We start from the raw sequence: 19320 nt of genomic DNA on the forward strand, positions 1-19320 counted from the left end.
GGGGATTTCTTATTAATTATTTAGCGATTGGGTAAACAGAAACTTGTTTCTTATCGCGACCTTTGCGTTCAAAGCGTACTACGCCTTCAACTTTTGCGAACAAAGTATCATCTCCGCCGCGTCCAACATTGACACCTGCATGGATATGAGTGCCGCGTTGACGGTAAAGGATAGAGCCGCCTGTTACGGTTTGACCGTCAGCTGCTTTAGCTCCCAGACGTTTCGCTTGTGAATCACGTCCGTTAGATGTGGAACCTCCACCTTTTTTGTGGGCGAATAGTTGCAAGTTAGCAAGATTCATTTTTAACATAATGTTTTTCCTCCGTGTTAGTTTTCTGTGATAACTCTGGTTTGGACGAACTCAGAAGAGTCCTCCGATAAGTTTGCCATTCCAAGGAAAAATGATTCAAAGAAAAGCTGAGTCATTTCTCTTTGGTGTGACGGTATATACTGAGGAATTTCAACCTTCAGATAGCCGCCTTCTATTTCGTTTAATTCTAAGTTTGGTTCGTAGCCTGCGAATTTCTCAACTGAATTGACAAAATTAATGGCGAGCGTCGAAACGGACGCACACACGACATCAAAGCCGTATTCACCACTCGCGGCGTGACCTGTGATTTCTGCACGCCTCAGTTCGCCATCTTCGGCTCTTTCAAAGACTGCTTGTATCATTTAATCTCCTTAAAATTAAGCGTTGATAGCGTTGATGACAACTTTTGTATATGGTTGACGGTGACCTTGTTTACGATGGCTGCCTTTTTTAGGTTTGTACTTGTAAGTAACAACCTTCTTTTGCTTGCCTTGTTTTTCAACAGTTCCGACAACAGTAGCTCCAGCAACAAGCGGAGTTCCGACAACAGTGTTTTCACCACCAACAAGAACAACTTCGTCAAAAGTAACGTCTTGACCAGCTTCAGCGTTCAACTTTTCAACGTAGATTGCTTGACCAACTTCAACTTTAACTTGTTTTCCGCCAGTTTTAATGATTGCGTATGTGCTCATTATGCACCTCCTATGATTTTTAGGGTTTCCCCGAATTTTGTGAAGACTCGCCTAGCATCGTGGGACGAACCACTTAAGAGAAGAGCTCTAAGTATAAACAAAGAATAAACAAGGAATTGAGCCGAAGGCATAACTTGTGTTAGGCAAGGCGACAATGACGAAGTTTAAATTTGTTATACGACGAGCAACGATGATCGTGCGGTTGCACAGGAATGTGCATAGTCAACTCTATAAGTATAGCACTTCTACCGCTCTTTAGCAAGCTTTTTCATCTCATGAAAACGGATTTTCAAGGATTATCTTTAGATTTTGTCCGCTGATGCACAAAGACTATTTCACCCTTGCTATTTACAACAGCCCCTCAATCAGCTCGTCAACTTCATCAGCCTCTGCTTGCGGTCTGATTTCTGTAATCATGATTCCTGCAACAGCGCGCTCCACCAAGCCTTCAACATCTAGGTAAGTTTCGTACTTCTCAGCATTCTTGATTTTCGGATTAGTTTTAGGTCGGTCTGGAGCAAAAATGGTACAGCAGTCTTCAAATGGTTGGATAGAGATTTGGAAAGTATCGATTTTTTCAGCAATGTCAATGATTTCCAGCTTGTCCATGGTCACGACAGGACGGATAACCGGTGTATTGGTTACAGCGTTGATAGCCTGCATACTCTCAATCGTTTGACTTGCCACCTGACCAAGACTTTCTCCGTTGATAATGACTTGAGCGCCCCGCTCCTCCCGAATCCGGTCCGTAATACGCATCATAAAGCGACGAGTCAGTGTCATGAGGTAAGCTTCTGGAGCCTTGGCCTTGATTTCCTCTTGGATCTCAGTAAAAGGCACTTCAATAAACTTGATATTACCGCCAAACTTGGTCAGTTTCCGTGTCAAATCCTGAGCTTTTTTCAAAGCACCTGGACTGGTATAAGGCGGACTGGCAAAGTGAACCGCCTCGATGTCTACACCGCGCTTTAGAGCCAAATAGCCCGCCACCGGTGAGTCAATTCCTCCCGACAGCATGAGCATACCCTTTCCTGAAGTACCGACTGGCAGCCCTCCAGCACCACGAATCGTTTCATACGAGATATAGGCCGCTTCTTCACGAATTTCGACCCGCAGCTCAATATCTGGTGCTTTCATCTTGACCTGAACATTGGGAATAGCCTCAAAAACAGCATCACCAAGCGTCTGGTTAAGCTCGCGGCTATCCAATTCAAAGCTATGGTCACTGCGCTTGCTGGTAATTTTAAAGGTCATGCCTTCCTGATAGACTTGCTTCATGATGGTTTGAACAGCTTCAATCAAGGCTGGTACAGACTTTTTAACCCTATAAGATGGTGAGAAATTCTGAATCCCAAAAATCTGCTTGAGTGATTCAGCGACCGGCTGATAATCGGTCCCTTGCAGATAGATATGAGTGCGGTCACGGTCAGCCTTGACATGGACCTGTGGATAGACTGACAAGACAGCTTGGATATTGCGTTTGAGTTTGTTGATAAAGCGCATGCGGTTCTTGCCCTTGGTTGAGAGCTCACCGTAGCGTACCATAATTTCTGAATAATGCATTGTTTACCTTACTTTTCTGGTTTTTTCGTAAATAATTTTAAAAGTTGTCAAAAACTGCTCCATCCGGCTCATATCATTGTCAAGATCCAAACTGATACGGACAGCAGTCTGAGCGAGAGATTTCTCAACGCCCATAGCGATTAGGGTTCCTGCTGGCTTACCGGCCTTAGAAGAGCAAGCACTAGTAGTCGAGATATAGATCTCGTAGTCTTCAAATGCATGGACGACAACTTCACCCCGCACTCCCTTGATACCAAAGGTTAGTATATGAGGTGCAAAATTTTCCAGGTCTGAGAAAATCACCACATCTGGATACTTCTGCAGCTCTTCAAGGAGAATCTTCTTCATCTGAGCCGTCCGCTGGGCAAATATTTCTTGCTTTTCCATGGACAGCCGCAAAGCTTTGGCTGTCGCTGCAATGCCTGCTAAATTTTCTGTTGTGGAGCGCTTATCCGACTCCTGGCCGCCACCAGTCAAGAGGGGACTGATTTTTTTGCCAGACTTGATATAGATAAATCCTACGCCCCGGACACCGTGAAATTTATGACTGGAAAATGTCGCAAAATCCACGCGATCCGTCAGATAAGCAGCTGTTGGAATCTTCGTAACAGCCTGTACAGCGTCCACATGAAAGGAAATAGTTGGTTTATCTGCTAGAAGTTCGGATATTTTCTGAATGGGCTGAATACTGCCGATTTCATTATTGACAGCCATGACAGAGATTAGAGTGGTATCTGGTCGAATCAACTCCGCTAGCTTGTCTACCTCAACAAAACCAGACTTATCGACTGGTGCAAAATCGACTTCAAATCCCTGACTCTGCAACCAGAGGGCTGATTCTTTAACAGCGGGATGCTCAATGTTGGATACGATGATGTGTTTTCCAAAGGGAACTTTTTCAAAAGCAACTCCCTTAAGCACCCAGTTGTCTCCTTCTGTTCCTCCAGACGTAAAAAAAATCTCCGATGAAGACTTGCCTAAAAGCTCTGCTATTTGCCTGCGTGAAGCTTCTAAGAGACGGGTTGCCTGACTGCCTAAACTGTGCAGACTGGATGGATTACCCCATATTTTAGAAGCCACCTCCGTGTAAGCGGCCAAAGTCTCAGGATAAGGCTTGGTTGTCGCTGAATTATCTAAATAAATCATGTTCTTTCCTCTAAATTTCAATACTCCTATTGTAACACGAAAGAGAAACTGGAACAAGAAAGAAAAAGCCCTAAATTCTGTTAAAACTTAGGGCTAAACTTCACCGGTCATAAAACTCATGCAATAAGCCAAAGAGTTCCTGTTGTTGAGCCATCAATATTTGACCGATACTAGTGGATTTAATCAGAGTTCGCTGTTCGACATTTTCAATAACTTTCTTTAAAGAAGTCTGGGCAAAAGGTGCTTCTACTACCTTTTGGGCATTTTGGAAGGGTTGGTGGGTTACCAGTTGAAAACCGTAAGAATTATTCAGCAAAGAATATCCTGCTGTTCCAGTCTTTTCTTGATAAGCTTCACACAAACCGCCATCAATGACGAAGAGCAAGCCGCCACCACGGATAGGCGACTCTCCCTTGCCCGTCTTAACCGGAGTATGACCGTTGACCATCCTAGACTCTTGAGAAAAGAGGCCAAATTCTTCCAAAATCAGCTGACAGACTTTCTCAGAATTACGATAAGAAAAATAAGAATTTTCTACTTCCTTGTGGGTGTCCTTATCTTCAATGAAATAGCGCTCCAAGGTGGTCATCTTTTCTTTGCCAAACAGGGGCGATAACTTACCTTTCCAGCAATACCAAATCAAATCAGTCGACAAATCATCGCCCACTTCCTTGTTCTTAGCCGCCTGCCGAATATGATACTCAAAGAAATCCAGCAATTCCTTGCCCGCATAATGGACTTGATTGAGAATGAAAGGCTGGAATTCTCCTGACGGCTCCAGAGGAATGCAGCCATGAAAAAGCAAGTGCTGGTTGTAAATCTTATACATAGAGCCCTTGTTCATCAGAAGGCTCATATGCTCCGCCATCTTAAGCGAACTTTGGAATGAGGCCAGCATACTCTCTACTGCTTGATTTTCTTCAGGTGTCAAAGCTGAAGGATTTTCCGGATTGATAGTTTGGAAGCAGGTATTAACCAGGGCATGTTTAGTATCGTCAATCGTAATGCTTTCTTCCCAATAGTCAATCTTGTCCAACATGACATGGTCCTGCATCTGGAATTCAGGCCGTCGTTTGATAAGTTGATTTTCCAGCTTGAACTGGATAATCGACAAGGCTTGGTGAACCTTTTCCAGTTGCAGAATTTCCTCTTCAGAAAACTCCTGCTCTCTGCCACCAAGAATAGGCCTAAACTTAGGATTAGACTGGTAAGTCTTGTCAGCAAAAAGAGTCAAGGAGCGCAGGTTTAAACCATAATCTTTCTCGATATCCCAGAGATAGCCATAGCGAGCTGCGATACGCAGCACATTTAGCAAGCAAGCCTTGGAGCCAAAAAATGCTCCCATCCAGATAATGTCGTGATTGCCCCACTGAATATCTAGCGAATGAAAATGCTGCAGTTCATCCATGACCTGAGCACTGCCAGCTCCTCGGTCAAAAATATCTCCAACCACATGCAGATGGTCAATCAACAACCGCCGGATACTTCGAGACAAGCCTAGGATAAAAGGCACAGCTTCCCGCAATTCAATCACATAAGTCAGGATATTCTCAAAATAGGACTTTTTATCAGCCAAAGCCCTGTCACTATAGAGCAGTTCCTCGATAATATAGGTATATTGTGGCGGCAAGGCTTTTCTGACCTTGGACCGACTGTATTTGGCACCTGCAAAAGCCAGCAAGTTCAAGAGCTGGGGAATGGTTTCCTGATACCAGTCTTTGCCTTTAGTTTCTTCCCCCAGCACAAGCTCAGGATAGGAAACCAGCGCTGACAGGCGGTCCTTATGAGCTTCTGACAAGGTGTCCCCAAAACAGTCCTTGATCTTCTCATTGAGGATACCTGCACAGCTTCTCAAAATATAGTCAAAAGCAGCAAACTCCCCGTGAATGTCACTGATATACAGCTCCGTTCCTTTGGGCAGGTTCAAAATTGCCTCTAGGTTGGTCAGCTCTGTAATGACTTTCTGGCGACTGTCAAATTCTTTCAGTAAAATACGCTTATATTGCTCCATCTTCAGCCCTCACTCTATAACCGCTCTTTGCAATCTTCTCTCTTATCTCAATTTCTTCAAATGATCTTCAATCAAGAAAGCCGTCTCTTCGATTGATTTATCAGTGATATTGATGACATGAGCCCGATACTTTTTAAAGACTTCTTTTGAGTAGTCTAGTTCTTCATATATCTTTTCCAGATCTGTATAGCTGGTTGACTGGGTCAATCCCAGAGAATTCAAGCGATTACTGCGTATCTTAGACAGTTTTTCTGGCTCACATAAGAGGCCGATAATCCGCTCCGGATCAACCTTATCCAAGACCTGAGGCAGAGGGACTTGTGGAATCAAAGGCAGGTTAGAAACCTTGTAGCCTTTATTAGCCAGATAAATACTGAGTGGCGTTTTGGATGTACGGGAGACGCCCAAGAGCACCAAATCCGAATCCAAAAATCCTTGCGGCGCCTTGCCATCATCGTATTTGACTGCAAACTCAATAGCGGAGATTTTATTAAAATACTCAGTGTCCAGCCGGTGCAAGGTACCCGGCACCTCTATAGGACTGGTGCCTGTCTTTTCTCTGATAATCTCAAAAAATGGATGCATCAAATCCAGATAAGCAAGGCCATTGGCCTGACTGAACTCCCTAGCTGCAGCAGCTAGCCTGCCATCAACTAGTGTACTGATGACAAGGGCATCATCCTTGATGGCATCACGCAGAATATCCAGCAATTCTTCTTCTTTGTTGATAAATGGAAAACGATAGCTGTTATTAAAAATAATATCTGGGTACTGGGCTGTCACCGCAGACAATAGCTTCTGCGAAGTCCCCCCTAAAGAATCTGAAATGCTGTAAACAATAATTTCTTTCTTCATGTTTATTCCTCTTATCTATTAACCTCAGCGCTTCTGGCCTCTTGAATAATGTAATCCAACAGAGCTGACTTGGTCACAGTTCCTAAAATTTTACGCTCATTATCCTTATCCACTACCGGCAGCGAATCAATCGCAAAATCCTGCAAAACTGCCGCCGCTTCCAAAATATTCATATTCTTGTAGCAAGTTTTAATATGGGGCATTCGGGTCATGCAGACCGCTACGGGTGTGCTGTCAATGTTGGTATTGAGCGAGGCCCGCAGCAGGTCCTTACGCGACAAAATCCCCAAGAGCAGCTTATGCTCATCAATGACATAGAGAACATCCGCATCATACATAAATAAGGTAATAATGGCATCTTGAATAAAAGAATCATGAGACACCAAAACAGGCGAAGTCATAATCTCCGCTACTTCCTTTCGAAAGGTATCGAAAAAGAAAAGCGTCTCTAAATCTGAGCCTGAGTACGTGTAACCAACTTTAGGCGTAGCCTTCAAAATCCCAACCAAAGTCAGAAAAGACAGGTCCGAGCGCAAGGTCGCCCGAGAAATATCGAGTAATTCTGAAATTTTCTCACCGCTGAGTGGCTGGTGTTCTTTTACAATTTCTACAATTTTCTTTTGCCGTTCACTTAATTTCAAATAAGTCTGACTCCTTCGTTCTTTATAATAGATGATTAGCCTGATTTCGATTAAAATTTAGGAATTATTGCTCATATTGCATTTTCAGACGTTTAAATAATCATCATTTTGTAACACATTATAACAAAAAAAGAAAAAATGTCAATAAAACTGAATGCTTTTTTCAGTTGACAAACATATGTGATGTATATTACAATGTATTTGTCTGCAATATGACATATATTTCATAATTTTGGAGGTAAATATGGCAAAATGGATTTACTCCTTCGAGGAAGGATGTGCAGAAGACAAAGCCCTGCTTGGCGGAAAAGGAGCCAACCTAGCTGAAATGACCAATTTGGGACTGCCTGTCCCTCCAGGTTTTACTATTACCACAGAAAGCTGTATCGAATATTTAGAAAATCCTTATTTCTTTGAATCTTCTTTAAAAGAAGATGTTTTGAAAGCGGTTACTGGATTAGAAGAAAAAACAGGTAAATATTTCAGCGGCAACGACTCAGCCTTGCTCTTAGTGTCTGTTCGAAGCGGAGCCAAGTTTTCCATGCCGGGCATGATGGACACTATTCTCAATCTAGGTCTGAACGATTTAAGAACCCAGACTCTGGCTGAGCAGACCAATGCTGACTTTGCCTACAACTGCTACCGACGTCTGTTGCAAATGTTTGCTGATGTGGTTTATGGCATTTCCAAAGACGAGTTCGATGACCTCTTGGGATATTTTGAAAAGAATGCTGGCAAACAGGCCAAGGATTTCACACTGGAAGAGCACCAAGCTTTGATTGAGCAGTATAAGCAGCTTTATCGTGAGCATCATCAAACCTTCCCCCAAAGCTCGAAAGAGCAGCTCTATGCTGCTATCAAGGCAGTCTTCAAGTCTTGGAATAATCCCCGAGCTGAGGTTTACCGCAACTTGAATGATATTCCTCATGATTTGGGAACAGCGGTAAATGTCCAAGCCATGGTTTTCGGAAATAGCGACCAAGCCAGCGGTACAGGAGTTGTCTTTACGAGAAACCCTGCCAGCGGTGAGCAGCAGCTATTTGGCGAGTTCTTGCTCAATGCACAAGGAGAGGATGTCGTAGCCGGCATTCGGACACCTGAGCCTATTGCTGCACTTGAGACAGCTCTCCCTCAGGCCTATTCAGCCTTCCAAGACTATGCTAAGATTCTCGAAAACCACTATAAAGACATGCAAGATATAGAATTTACTATTGAGAAAGGTAAACTCTATATTCTCCAAACTAGAAACGGTAAACGGACCGCCAAGTCATCTTTGAAAATCGCCTTAGATCTGGTAGACGAGGGCATTATCAGCAAAAAAGAAGCTCTCCAGCGCGTATCTCCTGCTACGATTAGCCAGCTCATCCATCCTGTATTTGAAGAAAAAGCTCTGCAAGATGCTCCTTTCTTGGCTCAAGGACTGCCAGCAAGCCCTGGTGCTGCAACTGGTGAGATTGTCTTTACAGCTGAGCGCGCCAAAGACTACCACTCCTTGGGTAAAAATGTCATCTTAGTACGGCAGGAAACTTCACCTGAAGACATTGAGGGCATGGTTGTCAGCCAGGCCATCGTAACCAGTCAGGGCGGTATGACCTCTCACGCAGCTGTCGTAGCTCGGGGAATGGGAACTTGCTGTGTGGTTGGCTGCGGTGAGCTGACCATCAGCGAGGAAAGCAAGACTGTTTCCTGCGGAAATCTTGTCTTGACCGAAGGTGACGTCATTTCAGTTGATGGCAGCTCTGGGCGCATTTATAGCGGTGAGATTCCGACCGTCCTTGTCGAAAATGACCAAGAACTCCAACGACTGCTTTCATGGGCAGACGAAGTCGCACAGCTCAAAGTCCGTGCCAACGCAGAGACCGTTCAAGATCTAAAAACAGCTATTAAGTTTGGGGCAAAGGGCATCGGTCTGGCTCGTACCGAACACATGTTCTTTGGCCAAGAGCGGATTCTGGAAATGCGGCGCCTGATTCTGGCCGACAACGAATTGGAAACCAGGTCCGCCCTCAAAAAACTGCTAGAGTTCCAAGAAAATGACTTCTATCAAATGTTCCAAGCAGTTCAGGACAAACCTATGATTATCCGTCTTTTGGATCCGCCGATGCATGAATTTCTACCTAAAGATTCACAGGAAATCAAGGCTTTGGCTGACAAGCTGCACAAGTCACCAGAAAAGCTGACTCGCCGCATTGAACAGCTGCAAGAAAGCAATCCTATGCTGGGCCACCGCGGCTGCCGTCTGGGGATTACGCAACCAGAGATTTACAAGATGCAGGTCGAAGCCGTCTTCAAAAGTGCTATCAAGCTGAGTCAAGAAGGATTGACTGTCAAGCCAGAAATCATGATTCCGCTGATTGCAGACAAAGCCGAGCTGGACTCTGTCAAAGCCTTTCTCACCCAACATATCAACAAACTCTTTAGGCATCAAGGTCTGGAGCTTTTCCCTTATGAAATTGGCACCATGATTGAACTTCCGCGCGCCTGTCTAGTTGCAGACCAGCTGGCTCAGGAAGCAGACTTCTTCAGCTTTGGTACTAACGATTTGACCCAGATGACCTACGGTTTCTCACGGGACGATATTGGAAAATTCATCGGCCACTACAAAGAGAAAGAAATCCTTCCTTTTGATCCTTTCCAAAGTATTGACCAGGACGGCGTTGGTGAATTGATGCGCATAGCTATCAGCAAAGGGCGTCAAGTCAAGCCTGAACTTCCTATCGGCATTTGTGGCGAGGTCGGTGGCGATCCTGCTTCCATCCCCTTCTTCCAAGAAATTGGCGTCACCTATGTCTCCTGCTCTCCTTATCGAGTTCCAGCAGCTAGGCTGGCTGTCGCTCAAGCGGCACTCCAAGATGAGAAGGCATGATTACTTTGCTATTCTAGCTCAAGAAGCTGCTCAACCAAAACTTGAGCAGCTTCTTTTCTTAACAGCAATCTTCTGTGTGCGTTTTCATAGATAAAAATTTGATTTTTTTAAGACATTTTCAGATAAAAAACGTATAATGAGAGATAAGAAATCATTGAAATTTTAAAAGGAGATTCTTTCGAGCATGGAAAACTATTCTCGCAGTAATAAAAACAAGACAAAATCATCTAAAAAACCTACTAAACAGCATATTAAAACAGGTCTTTCAGCCTTCCAAAAGACTATTGCAACGGTTGCCAGTATCTTGTCTATCATCATTGCCAGCATCACGATTATGAATCTGACTGGCCAAAAGGATGAAAAATCAAAAACTGATACCAGCAGCTCTACTGCAACGACTACCATTATCAAGGAAATCGAAAAAGAAACAAGCAGCCCTGCTTCAACAACTGCAACTGATACAACTGCTTCTAGCAGCGATACAGCAGCGGTTGAGACTAGTGTATCTAGCTCTGCGGCAGATACAGCAGCAGGCGACACTACCGCTTCTAGCCAGAGCCAAGACACGGCAACCAACACTCAGACAGAAGCTTCAAACTAAGAAAGCAGAAAACGCCCGGCTCAATGAGCCGGGCTTTTTTCTTGTATTCATCAAGTAACCTTGTTTGACTATTATTTCCGATACATCTTGACTTGAAGATAGAGGTCATTGTAGGTTCCCAACCATTTAGGGCCCAACTGCTCATAGACTTCCAGATGTTTCATCGTTTCTTCTGTCGGATAAAAAGCCTCATCTTCCTGAACTTCCTTAGGCAACATGGCCTTGGCAGGAAGATTTGGTGTCGAATAACCAACATAAAGGGCGTTTTTATAAGCATTTTCCGGTCTCAGCATAAAGTTAATAAACTGATAGGCTGCTTTTTTATTTTTGACGGTTTTGGGAATGACAATATTGTCAAACCAAAGATTGCTGGCTTCTGTTGGTACGACATAGCGCAGGTCTTCATTGGCCTCCAGCATCTGCCGAGCCTCGCCAGAAAAGGTCACACCGATAGCTGCATTGTTCTGAATCATGTATCCCTTCATCTCATCAGCCACAATGGCCTTGATATTTGGCGTCAGAGTATAGAGCTTATCGACAGCCTCCTGCAGCTGATTATCATCTTTGGAGTTGAGACTATGACCGTCTGAGTTCAGACCAATTCCCATGACTTCACGAGCTCCATCAATCATCATGATGGAGTTTTTGTATTCAGGACGCCAGAGGTCATTCCAATGCTCAGGAGCTTTATCAACCATTTTTTCATTATAGACAATACCCAGCGTTCCCCAAAAATAAGGAATTGAGTATTGATTTCCAGGATCAAAAGGCTGGTTTAAAAAATCAGATCCGATATTTTCCAAACCTTTAATCTGGCTATGATCTAGCTTCTCCACCAAGCCTTCCTTCATCATCTTGGCAATCATATATTCACTAGGAATGGCAATGTCGTAGGTTGTGCCGCCTTGCTTCACTTTCGTATACATGGCTTCATTGGAATCAAATGTATCGTACTGGATTTGGACACCAGTTTCCTTAGTAAACTCAGTCAGGAGCTCAGGATCGATATAGTCACCCCAATTGTAAATGACCAGCTTATCGCTCTCCTTGCTCTGCGTCCGACTTTCAATCTGGTAACTAACACCCCATAAGACTACGATAATCAGCAGAATCCCCGCTAAAAATGAATAGAGCTTTCTCATACAGTCTCCTCCTTCTCACGGGTGATAAAGTAATACCCAATTACCAAAGCAATGCTGAAGAGAAAGACCAAGGCTGATAGGGCATTGATTTCCAAAGAAATTCCCTGACGAGCACGGGAGTAAATCTCAACAGATAATGTAGAAAAACCATTCCCTGTAACGAAGAAGGTCACAGCAAAATCATCTAGCGAGTAGGTAAAAGCCATAAAGTATCCAGCGATGATGGCTGGAGTCAGATAAGGCAGCATGATTTCCTTCAGCATTTGCAATTGGCTGGCACCTAAATCATAGGCAGCCTTAATCATATCATCATTCATTTCTTTCAGACGCGGAAGAATCATCAACACCACAATCGGAATAGAAAAGGCCACATGGCTAGCCAGCACAGACAGGAAGCCCAGCTGGAATTTTGCAGTAGTAAAGAGAATCAGAAAACTTGCCCCAATCATGACATCCGGTGCCACCATGAGGATATTGTTGATAGACAGAAAGGCATCCTGATATTTCTTGCGGGCTTGATAAATATAGATGGCTCCAAAAGTCCCAATCAGAGTCGCAATCAATGAAGACAGGAAAGCTAGGAAGAAGGTCTGAACCAAAATCAAAATCAGACGCGAATCCTCAAAGAGATTTTGAAAATGACTGAGACTGAATCCTGTAAAACGATTCATGTCTTCCCCTGCATTAAAGGCATAAGCAATCAGGTAAAAGATGGGGATATAGAGCACCAAAAAGACAAAGGCCAGATAGAGATTTGCAATTTTTTTCATCGCCCTCTCCTTTCCTTGGTTGCCCACATGGTAAAGAGCATGGCAACAATCAGTACCACTCCGATAGTAGAGCCCATGCCCCAGTTTTGAGTAGTCAGGAAGTGCTGCTCAATGGCAGTTCCTAGAGTAATTACTCGATTACCACCGATTAAACGAGTCAGCATGAAGAGACTAAGACTAGGGATAAAGACTGACTGCACTCCACTTCTGACACCATTCAAAGACAAAGGGAAAACAACCCGACGGAAAGTCTCCCAGCGATTAGCTCCCAAGTCATAGCTGGCATTGATAAGATTAGGATCCAAATCATCCAGAACGTTGAAAATGGGCAGAATCATAAAAGGCAGCTCGATGTAGCTGGCTACAAAGATAAATGAAAAGTCCGTAAAGAGAATCTGCTGCGGTCCTACTCCGATAAAAGTCAAAAATTGATTAATTGAACCATTCTGACCAAAAATACCAATGAAAGCATAAGCTTTGAGCAGAAGATTGATCCAAGTTGGCAGGACAATCAGCATGAGCCAAAGCTGCTTGTGCTTGAGCTGAGTCAAAAAGAATGCGGTCGGATAGGAAATCAGCAGGGTTACGACAGTAATAATCCCTGCATAAAGAACCGAATTCAGGCTCATCTTGAGATAGGTCCAGTTCTGCGATGTGAAGTAGGCCTGATAATTTTCCAGCGTAAACTGACCTTCGATGTTAAAGAAGGATTTCCAGATAATCATGACAACAGGTGCTAGGACAAAAAGGAAAATCCAGAGCAGGTAAGGCAAGAGAAAGAGATTAGAGGTTGTTTTCTTCATCGCGTTCCTCCTCAATGGCATTGATCAGACCCGCTTCCTGCTCTTCTACTTCTACATATTCTTCGATACGGGCATCGAATTCTTCTTCAGTTTCATTGAGACGCATGATGTGGATATCTTCAGGCTCGAAATGCAGGCCAATTTCTTCACCAACAATGGCCTTGCGAGTTGAGTGAATCATCCATTCATTGCCCAGTTCATCATAAGCGATAATCTCATAGTGAACGCCACGGAAAAGCTGGGTGTCAACTTTAACCTGCAGCTTGCCTTCTTCTGGCAGAGTAATCCGCAAATCCTCCGGCCGAATCACCACCTCGACAGCTTCATTTGGGCGCATCCCACCATCCACTGCTTCAAAGCGCTTGCCGTTAAACTCAACCAGATAGTCTTCAATCATCTTACCTGGCAGAATATTGGACTCGCCAATGAAGGTTGCAACAAAATGATTAATAGGCTCGTCATAAATATCGACAGGCGTCCCCGACTGAACAATCTCACCGTCATTCATAACGAAAATCCAGTCACTCATAGCCAGGGCTTCCTCTTGGTCGTGCGTGACAAATACAAAGGTAATACCTAGACGCTGCTGCAATTCCCGCAGCTCATACTGCATATCTGTACGCAGCTTCAAATCCAGAGCAGACAGGGGCTCATCCAGCAAAACAACCCGCGGCTGATTAATGATTGCCCGCGCGATGGCTACACGCTGGCGCTGACCGCCCGACAGTTTGCGAATAGAACGGCGCTCAAAACCTTCTAGCTGAACCATTTTCAGCACTTCTGCAACTCGCTCTTGAATTTCTTTTTTATCAACCTTGCGTAGACGCAGCGGGAAGGCAACATTTTCAAAAACATTCATATGCGGAAACAGTGCATAGGACTGAAAAACCGTGTGAACGTCTCTTTTATTAGTCGGAATATCATTGATGCGGACGCCATCAAGAAAAATATCCCCGTCCGTCGCATCCAAAAGTCCAGCAATGATGTTCAGAATCGTTGATTTTCCAGAACCAGAAGACCCCAGCAAAGTATAGAACTTTCCTTCTTCCAGCTCGAAATTAATATCTTTCAGAACGACAGTGTTATTATCTTCAAAAACTTTTGAAACGTTTTTAAACTCGATGATTGGTTTTTTCAATTGTCATAAATTCCTTCTTTCTCGTATTAACAGATTAAGGGTTCTGTCAGACCGCTGCTACCTCGTGAGGGCTGTAAAGGCCCTTTATAAATTCCGTGTCGATAGGCTTTCACCCCCTTACTAAGTTGCAGCCAGCTGCAGTTCCTTATCCAGCATACTTCTACTGGAAATCAATCTGTCTTACAGAGATTCACCAATGATGCGGACTTCGCGCTCCAGAGTAATACCTGAATTTTCCCGCACCCTTTCAATCACATGAGCGATAAGATTTTCATAATCTTGAGCCGTTCCTTTATCAACGTTAATCATAAAGCCGGCATGTTTCTCAGATACCTCTACACCACCGATACGATGCCCCTTAAGGCCTGCCTCACTAATGAGCTGACCAGCAAAGTGACCCAAAGGACGCTTGAAAACAGATCCACAAGATGGATATTCCAAAGGCTGCTTGAGCTCCCGCAGATGGGTTAAGCGCTCCATTTCCTGACGAATCGTTCTGTGAACACCAGGTGAAAGAGCAAACTTAGCAGAAATAACGATATCGCCCGTTTCCTGAACCAGTGAATGACGATAGCCAAACTTCATATCCCGAACGTCCAGCGTTTTGACTTCCCCCTGAGGAGTCAGTACCTTGCAAGATACCAAAACATGAGCAATCTCGCCGCCATAAGCCCCAGCGTTCATAAAGACAGCTCCGCCGACACTGCCCGGAATACCACAGGCAAACTCAAAGCCTGTCAGACTATTCTGCAAGGCGATATGGGTTGTCTGAATCAGATTAGCTCCAGCCTCTGCCTCAATCATATAGCCATCTACTGCTACATTGTTGAGCTTGTCAAACATAATCACGAAACCTCGGATACCACCATCTCGCACAATGATATTACTGGCATTTCCCAGCACCATCCAAGGAATGTCTTCTTGATTAGCAAAATTGACAATACGAGCCAACTCATAACGATTGCGGGGAAAAACTAAGAAATCGGCTGCGCCCCCGACCTTTGTGTAGGTGTATTGACTCAAAGGCTCATTGAAGCGAATGTCGATTCCCTCTAATTCAGATTTTAATTTCTCTAGTTTTTGCATGATTTTCTCTCTTTTATGTAAACAAAATACACTCTATTATATCAAAAATCTATGGCATTTACGATAGATTACAAAGAAAAAGCTGAGAAAGGTCAGCTTTTTAATGCTTATAATTGTCTAGTAGTAAAACGCTGTGTTTGACTAGAAAGAGCATTCCTGATGGCGCCGAAATCTCCAGCTCACTCGCCAGAGCCTGTAATTCTAAATGATCCATAAAGTGAATTATCCTCCTTTAAGTTAGACCCATTATAGCACAGTTAGGTATAAAAAGATAGGGATATCAAATCCTTATTTTACAAAAAGAAAAAGAGGCTCATGGTGAACCTCTTGATGATTTATTTTTCTACTCGCACACCCTCTGTGTCTACCTGAAGCCGGAAGATTTTCCCTTTGAAATTCTGTTTTTGCAGAAGCTGATAAATCGTCTCCGTCTTGTGCTTAGGTGATAAGACCATAACAGTCGGCCCCGCTCCTGAGATATAGGTTGCATAAGAACCGTTTTTTCTGGCCAAGAACTTAATATCTGAAAATTCCTTGATCAAAGGCTGACGGTATTTCTCGTGGAACAAATCTGACTCGATAGCCCGACCAGCGATTTTCATATCACCTTTTAAAAGAGCAGCAATCGCAACATTGGCAATGGAGCTGGCCGCAACAGCTTCCTTGTAAGAAAGCCGATTTGGTAAGACTTGGCGGCTCTCAACCGTCCGAAGCTCATAGTCTGGGATATAGGCGATGAAGTCTGCGTCCGGAAAGTCCGCTACCACAGCAGATACCTGATTCCTAGACGAGCTAGATACGACCAAATTACCATAAATCGCCGGCGCAACATTGTCAGGATGTCCTTCAATCTTGGTAGCGATTTTCAGTTTCTGATAATCCGACAAATTAAGATGAGCCAGCTGGTTGGCTAATTCAATCCCAGCCACAATGACCGAACTAGAAGACCCAAGTCCACGAGCTAATGGAATGTCACTGGTCATTTTCAAACGGCGTGGCTGAATAGCTGGAGCCAACTGCAGGGCAATCTTAACCAGTAAATTGCGTCGGTCCTTAGGAATTCTAGGATTGAGGTCATGCTCAATCACCCACTCCTGACTTTCTTCCAAGACTTCAATATCCAGATATTTTGACAGGGCTACCCCAACAGAGTCAAAGCCAGGACCGATATTGGCACTGGTCGCTGGTACAATAATTTTCATCTTAATCTCCTAATACTTTGAAGGTATTGAGCAAGTCGAACTCAGGAACTTCTTTGAGCTTAGCAGTGACATTTTCCAGCTGTGTCTTGCTGACAGCATGGGTAATAATCACCACGCGAGCCTTCTCGCCGTCAGTACCTTCCTGCAGAATCTGCTTAAAGGAAATATCCTCAGCATTGAAAATCTCAGCCAAGTGCAGAACTTGACCTTTAGAGTCAGGTGCCAAGATAGAGAAGTAATAGCTGCTCTTCACATCTTCTGGCTTAGCCAGCACAAGCTCACGACTAAATTCATTAAAAGCCTTGCCAACTGTTCCTTCATTCAAACGTCGACTAATACGAACAATATCCGCCACGACACTAGTTGCAGTTGGTTTTTGACCAGCTCCCGGTCCGTAATACATGGATTCTCCGATGCCGATGGACTCAACAAAGACGGCGTTCATTACCCCATTGACACTAGCCAAAGGATGCGCTTTAGGCAGAAATGTTGGAGCTACTTCTGCTGCGATTCCTGACGGCGTTTCTTCGATAGAACCAACCAGCTTGACTACATATCCCAAATCTTGAGCAACAGTCACATCTTCTGGTGTGATATGACGAATTCCCTGATGCCCTACATCTTCAAATTTAACATTCATACCAAAGGCGAACTGGCTAAGAATCACCATCTTGTAAGCCGCATCAATGCCATCTACGTCATTGGTTGGGTCGCTTTCAGCAAAACCAAGACGCTGTGCTTCAGCAAGAGCATCTTCATAAGACCAACCCTCTTCCACCATCTTGGTCATCATAAAGTTAGAGGTTCCATTGACCACACCCAAGATACGGGTGATTTTGTCAGAAGCCAGTGAATTAACCAAGGTACGGAGGATTGGAATTCCGCCGGCAACAGCTGCTTCATAGTAGAGAGCCACATTTTGCTTTTGAGCAATTTCCAGCAACTCCGCTCCGTGAACAGCCAGTAAGTCCTTATTAGCTGTGACCACATGTTTGCCAGCTTCAAGAGCACGAGTGATGAACGTTTTCGCTGGCTCAATCCGTCCCATCAATTCTACAACGATAGTAATCTCAGAATCGTTCAGAATTTCTTCAACATTTGTAACAAAATTAAAGTCATTTCCAGCTGCTAAAAGACGATCTTTTTCGGCATCATCTTTGACCAAGACTTTAGCAACCTCAATCTCTGAATGAGCCGCTTGAACGATTTTTTCTCTATTTTCTTTCAGCAAAAAAGGCACACCGCTGGCCACTGTTCCAAAACCAAGTAAAGCAATTTTAATAGACATGAAGCACTCCTTGAAAATTTCTTGTATAAAAGATATTATAACAAAATTATAAAAAAATGCCTACAAAACTACTTCTTTATTTGTTATAATAGATGTAAATTTCCGCAAGGAATTGTATTTTTTTTAAAAGGAGATATTATGACAGCAAAACACCGAGGAAATCGCATGCAGCAACGCAAAGCTAGGAAAAGAGCTATTTTACTTTCTCTGACAAGTTTATTACTTTTTCTCGTCCTGATTGTAGGTGGCTTTTCTTTACTAGCCAAGCTGCAAAACTCGCACAACCAAAAAGAAGTTAATAATGTGTCAACGAACCAGGTCGATACTTCATCTAAAACTTCGTCAGCACCGACTCGGGAAAAAAAGACGGCTTCGGATGACAGCAGTAAAGACAAGGTCAAATGGGTCAAACAAGACCAGCCAGTTCAAGTTCCTATCTTGATGTATCATGCCATTCATGTCATGGATCCATCAGAAGCAGCTAATGCTGGTTTGATTGTAGATCCAGCTACATTTGAAAGCCATCTGAAAGCCTTGAAAGACGCAGGCTACTATCCACTAACACCAGAAGAAGCATACAAGGTACTGACGGAGAATGTCTTGCCAGAAAACAAAAAAGTCGTCTGGCTGACCTTCGATGATAGTTTAAGGGATTTCTATACTAATGCCTTTCCACTTCTCCAGAAATATGACATGAAAGCAACCAATAATGTCATTACTGGATTTGTTCAAGCGGGTCGTGAAGATATGCTGACGCTAGATGAGATAAAGGAAATGAAGGACAAAGGCATGTCTTTTGAAGACCATACCGTCAACCATCCCGACCTTTCAGCGACTGCAGAAGACCAACAAAAAATTGAGTTAAAAGATTCTAAGTCTTACTTAGATAAAGAATTGTCTCAAACCACAACCACCGTTGCCTATCCATCTGGACGATACAGTGATGCAACCTTGCAGATTGCTGAAAGCCTTGGCTACAAGATGGGACTGACAACCAATAACGGACTAGCTTCCCTATCAAATGGCTTGCTCTCACTCAACCGCGTACGAATTAACCCAACCACCACTGCAGAAGACCTGCTAAATGAAATTGCAACCAACTAATCTTAAAAAGCCCGCTTCACTTGAAGCAGGCTTTTTCTATTACTATGATTATAACTTCTTTCAAACTCCCAAAAAACACCAGCTCCAAAGAACTGGTGTAAA

At 43.7% G+C, this 19320-nt stretch carries 18 protein-coding genes; 3 read left to right on the forward strand and 15 right to left on the reverse strand.

The window, feature by feature from the left end:
* Positions 1 to 16: 16 nt before the first annotated feature.
* The 8 genes from rpmA to HMPREF9380_RS04160 form a co-directional block, all read right to left on the reverse strand.
* Positions 17 to 310 carry a 50S ribosomal protein L27 gene (gene rpmA, locus HMPREF9380_RS04195; RefSeq protein ID WP_002895619.1) on the reverse strand — a complete coding sequence of 98 codons (294 nt, stop codon included), beginning with the start codon at positions 308 to 310 and terminating at the stop codon, positions 17 to 19.
* A gap of 17 nt (positions 311 to 327) precedes the next feature.
* Positions 328 to 672: a ribosomal-processing cysteine protease Prp gene (locus HMPREF9380_RS04190; protein WP_002933908.1), complete on the reverse strand. Its 345-nt coding sequence runs from the start codon at positions 670 to 672 to the stop codon at positions 328 to 330.
* A gap of 15 nt (positions 673 to 687) precedes the next feature.
* Complete coding sequence (gene rplU / locus HMPREF9380_RS04185; RefSeq protein WP_002895621.1) at positions 688 to 1002, reverse strand: 50S ribosomal protein L21; 315 nt, start codon at positions 1000 to 1002, stop codon at positions 688 to 690.
* A gap of 348 nt (positions 1003 to 1350) precedes the next feature.
* The gene (thiI, locus tag HMPREF9380_RS04180; protein WP_002933909.1) at positions 1351 to 2565 is read right to left on the reverse strand and encodes a tRNA uracil 4-sulfurtransferase ThiI; all 1215 of its coding nucleotides are present in this window, start codon (positions 2563 to 2565) and stop codon (positions 1351 to 1353) included.
* A gap of 3 nt (positions 2566 to 2568) precedes the next feature.
* Positions 2569 to 3711, reverse strand: a complete 1143-nt coding sequence (locus tag HMPREF9380_RS04175) for a cysteine desulfurase family protein (RefSeq protein WP_002933910.1) — start codon at positions 3709 to 3711, stop codon at positions 2569 to 2571.
* Between the two features lie 100 nt (positions 3712 to 3811).
* Complete coding sequence (locus tag HMPREF9380_RS04170; protein WP_002933912.1) at positions 3812 to 5722, reverse strand: fructose-bisphosphatase class III; 1911 nt, start codon at positions 5720 to 5722, stop codon at positions 3812 to 3814.
* A gap of 42 nt (positions 5723 to 5764) precedes the next feature.
* Positions 5765 to 6583, reverse strand: coding sequence for a pyruvate, water dikinase regulatory protein (locus tag HMPREF9380_RS04165; RefSeq protein ID WP_080560665.1), 819 nt, complete (start codon positions 6581 to 6583; stop codon positions 5765 to 5767).
* 5 nt (positions 6584 to 6588) lie between these two features.
* Positions 6589 to 7218, reverse strand: a complete 630-nt coding sequence (locus HMPREF9380_RS04160; RefSeq protein WP_002933914.1) for a CBS domain-containing protein — start codon at positions 7216 to 7218, stop codon at positions 6589 to 6591.
* Positions 7219 to 7462: 244 nt separating this feature from the next.
* On the opposite strand from HMPREF9380_RS04160, the gene ppdK reads away from it, so the two are divergent.
* A complete protein-coding gene (gene ppdK, locus HMPREF9380_RS04155) occupies positions 7463 to 10084 on the forward strand; it encodes a pyruvate, phosphate dikinase (protein WP_002933915.1) in 2622 nt (873 codons plus the stop codon).
* A gap of 184 nt (positions 10085 to 10268) precedes the next feature.
* Positions 10269 to 10685, forward strand: a complete 417-nt coding sequence (locus HMPREF9380_RS04150; RefSeq protein WP_002921437.1) for a DUF6556 family protein — start codon at positions 10269 to 10271, stop codon at positions 10683 to 10685.
* A 71-nt stretch (positions 10686 to 10756) separates the two neighbouring features.
* On the opposite strand, the gene HMPREF9380_RS04145 is transcribed toward HMPREF9380_RS04150, so the two are convergent.
* The 7 genes from HMPREF9380_RS04145 to HMPREF9380_RS04115 form a co-directional block, all read right to left on the reverse strand.
* Positions 10757 to 11827, reverse strand: coding sequence for an ABC transporter substrate-binding protein (locus tag HMPREF9380_RS04145; protein ID WP_002933916.1), 1071 nt, complete (start codon positions 11825 to 11827; stop codon positions 10757 to 10759).
* Positions 11824 to 12597: an ABC transporter permease gene (locus HMPREF9380_RS04140; RefSeq protein ID WP_002900472.1), complete on the reverse strand. Its 774-nt coding sequence runs from the start codon at positions 12595 to 12597 to the stop codon at positions 11824 to 11826. The genes HMPREF9380_RS04145 and HMPREF9380_RS04140 overlap by 4 nt, the downstream gene beginning before the upstream one ends.
* On the reverse strand, positions 12594 to 13400 hold the full coding sequence (locus tag HMPREF9380_RS04135) for an ABC transporter permease (protein ID WP_002933917.1): 807 nt from the start codon (positions 13398 to 13400) through the stop codon (positions 12594 to 12596). Before HMPREF9380_RS04135 ends, HMPREF9380_RS04140 begins: the two co-directional genes overlap by 4 nt.
* Entirely contained in the window at positions 13381 to 14538 is a 1158-nt protein-coding gene (locus HMPREF9380_RS04130; RefSeq protein WP_002906676.1) for an ABC transporter ATP-binding protein, read from the reverse strand. The genes HMPREF9380_RS04135 and HMPREF9380_RS04130 overlap by 20 nt, the downstream gene beginning before the upstream one ends.
* Before the next feature lie 180 nt (positions 14539 to 14718).
* Positions 14719 to 15624: a UDP-N-acetylmuramate dehydrogenase gene (murB, locus tag HMPREF9380_RS04125; protein ID WP_002933918.1), complete on the reverse strand. Its 906-nt coding sequence runs from the start codon at positions 15622 to 15624 to the stop codon at positions 14719 to 14721.
* 335 nt (positions 15625 to 15959) lie between these two features.
* Complete coding sequence (gene thrB / locus HMPREF9380_RS04120; RefSeq protein ID WP_002933920.1) at positions 15960 to 16826, reverse strand: homoserine kinase; 867 nt, start codon at positions 16824 to 16826, stop codon at positions 15960 to 15962.
* A 1-nt stretch (position 16827) separates the two neighbouring features.
* The gene (locus HMPREF9380_RS04115) at positions 16828 to 18114 is read right to left on the reverse strand and encodes a homoserine dehydrogenase (protein ID WP_002933922.1); all 1287 of its coding nucleotides are present in this window, start codon (positions 18112 to 18114) and stop codon (positions 16828 to 16830) included.
* 138 nt (positions 18115 to 18252) lie between these two features.
* On the opposite strand from HMPREF9380_RS04115, the gene HMPREF9380_RS04110 reads away from it, so the two are divergent.
* Positions 18253 to 19218 carry a polysaccharide deacetylase family protein gene (locus HMPREF9380_RS04110; RefSeq protein ID WP_002933923.1) on the forward strand — a complete coding sequence of 322 codons (966 nt, stop codon included), beginning with the start codon at positions 18253 to 18255 and terminating at the stop codon, positions 19216 to 19218.
* Positions 19219 to 19320: the final 102 nt, after the last annotated feature.

The organism is Streptococcus sanguinis SK49 (genome assembly GCF_000212815.1).
Taxonomy (GTDB): domain Bacteria; phylum Bacillota; class Bacilli; order Lactobacillales; family Streptococcaceae; genus Streptococcus; species Streptococcus sanguinis_C.

Bases quoted from the DNA above. Each gene is read 5' to 3' on its own strand.
- HMPREF9380_RS04145 (WP_002933916.1), bottom strand. From the start codon at position 11,827: ATGAGAAAGCTCTATTCATTTTTAGCGGGGATTCTGCTGATTATCGTA.
- thrB (WP_002933920.1), bottom strand. From the start codon at position 16,826: ATGAAAATTATTGTACCAGCGACCAGTGCCAATATCGGTCCTGGCTTT.
- HMPREF9380_RS04175 (WP_002933910.1), bottom strand. From the start codon at position 3,711: ATGATTTATTTAGATAATTCAGCGACAACCAAGCCTTATCCTGAGACT.
- HMPREF9380_RS04135 (WP_002933917.1), bottom strand. From the start codon at position 13,400: ATGAAGAAAACAACCTCTAATCTCTTTCTCTTGCCTTACCTGCTCTGG.
- rpmA (WP_002895619.1), bottom strand. From the start codon at position 310: ATGTTAAAAATGAATCTTGCTAACTTGCAACTATTCGCCCACAAAAAA.
- murB (WP_002933918.1), bottom strand. From the start codon at position 15,624: ATGCAAAAACTAGAGAAATTAAAATCTGAATTAGAGGGAATCGACATT.
- thiI (WP_002933909.1), bottom strand. From the start codon at position 2,565: ATGCATTATTCAGAAATTATGGTACGCTACGGTGAGCTCTCAACCAAG.
- rplU (WP_002895621.1), bottom strand. From the start codon at position 1,002: ATGAGCACATACGCAATCATTAAAACTGGCGGAAAACAAGTTAAAGTT.
- HMPREF9380_RS04150 (WP_002921437.1), top strand. From the start codon at position 10,269: ATGGAAAACTATTCTCGCAGTAATAAAAACAAGACAAAATCATCTAAA.
- HMPREF9380_RS04140 (WP_002900472.1), bottom strand. From the start codon at position 12,597: ATGAAAAAAATTGCAAATCTCTATCTGGCCTTTGTCTTTTTGGTGCTC.
- HMPREF9380_RS04115 (WP_002933922.1), bottom strand. From the start codon at position 18,114: ATGTCTATTAAAATTGCTTTACTTGGTTTTGGAACAGTGGCCAGCGGT.
- HMPREF9380_RS04170 (WP_002933912.1), bottom strand. From the start codon at position 5,722: ATGGAGCAATATAAGCGTATTTTACTGAAAGAATTTGACAGTCGCCAG.
- ppdK (WP_002933915.1), top strand. From the start codon at position 7,463: ATGGCAAAATGGATTTACTCCTTCGAGGAAGGATGTGCAGAAGACAAA.
- HMPREF9380_RS04110 (WP_002933923.1), top strand. From the start codon at position 18,253: ATGACAGCAAAACACCGAGGAAATCGCATGCAGCAACGCAAAGCTAGG.
- HMPREF9380_RS04190 (WP_002933908.1), bottom strand. From the start codon at position 672: ATGATACAAGCAGTCTTTGAAAGAGCCGAAGATGGCGAACTGAGGCGT.